The sequence below is a fragment of the Aminobacter sp. P4_H6_2 genome (assembly GCF_056400805.1).
Genome location: NZ_JBFUKO010000991.1, coordinates 1 through 1,249 on the forward strand (window position 1 = coordinate 1; position 1,249 = coordinate 1,249).

2 protein-coding genes are annotated in these 1,249 nt (G+C 62.0%); both read left to right on the forward strand.

Going from position 1 to position 1,249, the window contains the following annotated elements; all coding sequences use genetic code 11:
- Positions 1–920: hypothetical protein (locus AC1DUU_RS32365; protein ID WP_476787376.1), on the forward strand; the 920-nt coding region annotated here is incomplete at its 5' end.
- Positions 921–950: 30 nt separating this feature from the next.
- On the forward strand, positions 951–1,249 hold a 299-nt coding region (locus AC1DUU_RS32370), incomplete at its 3' end, for a GNAT family N-acetyltransferase (protein ID WP_476787377.1).

Consider the following 1,249-nt stretch of genomic DNA (forward strand, 5'->3'; position numbering starts at 1 on the left):
ACACCGATGTCGCCCAGGCGCTCGACCAGCGCGTTTTTCATGACAAGATCTATGCCGGCGATGTGCTGCGCTTCGACCAGCTGAAGCCGATGCGCGAGCTCGCAGCGTTCACCCAGGCTTTCCTGGAGGACGCGTTCGCGCCCTTCGTGCCGGTCGAGATCCACCGGCACCTGTCGCATCAGGAGCAGACTGAGAGCTTTGCGCAACGCCAACGCGACTTCGCGCGTTCGCCCGAGGTCAAGCGCCTGTGGCGTGATCTGTTCGAGGCAATCGGCTTGGAAGCGGACGGGCTTGCCCGCGACAGCCTCTATCTCAGGTTCCAGCCGCATCAGGACCGAGGGGCTGTTGTTCCGCGTGCGCGCACCACCGCGACCATCGCCTTCCACCGCGATACCTGGGGCTCAAATCTTTACGCCCAGACCAACTGGTGGGCGCCGATCTACGACATCACCGAAGGCCGCACCTTTGCGATCTATCCGTCGCTATGGGATCGTCCGGTAGCCAACACCAGCGCCGACTTCGACCTCGCCGCGCTGTTGGAGCGATCAAAAACTGGTGGGCGCAACGCCGTCGATGCGGATTCGGCTATCCCACATCTGACCGAGGAGCTGGAAGTCACAGACGCGACGCCCGTGGTCATTTCACCGGGCGAGATCATCGCGTTTTCCAGCGCGCACGCCCATGCCGGCGTGCCGAATTCGACCGGCCTGACCCGCATCTCGCTTGAGACCCGCACGCTGTGGATCGACGACGTCCGCACCGGGCGCGGCGCACCGAATGTCGACGGACACGCCCGATGGATGTCGCCCGGCATGTTCCGCCGTGTCAGCGATGAGACCTCGCTCAGTGAAATCCTTGGGATGGGCCGGGTCGAGCGTTTCAGCGGGCCGATGCCGGCCAGCAGGGTCCCTGCGGTTTAAAGAATAGCGCAGTGTACCGGAGGATAGCGGTTGAACGAGCATCCAGATAAGGGGATCGTGATCGAGACGTCACGGCTCATTCTTGAGCCACTACGGGTCGAGCATGCCGAGCTTTGCTTTGAGCACCTCAACGACCCCGAACTTTATGTCCATGTACCGCAAGATCCTCCGGCCGGTATCGTAAAACTGGCTGAACGTTACCGTCATGTCCTGACCAACGCCCCTGCCAATCAGATATGGCTGAACTGGTTCGGAAGGGCCCAAAAGGATGGCTCTCTGGTCTGTTCGGTGCAGGCCACCGTCGACATCACCGAGCGTTCGGCCATGCT